This is a genomic window from Flavobacterium xizangense, assembly GCF_054075145.1.
Window position 1 is genome coordinate 1 of sequence record NZ_JBSIPG010000336.1, and the last position, 235, is coordinate 235.

Annotated in this window: 1 protein-coding gene; it reads right to left on the reverse strand. The window is 60.4% G+C overall.

Going from position 1 to position 235, the window contains the following annotated elements; translation table 11 throughout:
• The coding region (locus ACWA1B_RS23675; protein ID WP_456911149.1) for a hypothetical protein at positions 1 to 235 on the reverse strand (235 nt) is incomplete at both ends.

Genomic DNA, 235 nt, shown 5'->3' on the forward strand with positions numbered 1-235 from the left:
GATCCAGCGGCCGCGGGCGGGAAAAATTAATGTGGTGGAAAAGCTCATCATGGCGCGTCAGCAGCGACTGCCAGCGCGCATTTTCCAGCGGCAGAAAAATCCACGCCAGTCCGACCCAAAGGCAAGACAGCTTCGCCACAAACCAGGAAGCGCCGCTACGGCGATAGTCCACGTAGCGCGCGCGCAGGCGCGCATATACCGGCGGGACGAAAATTAAGCTGCCGAGGCGGATCAT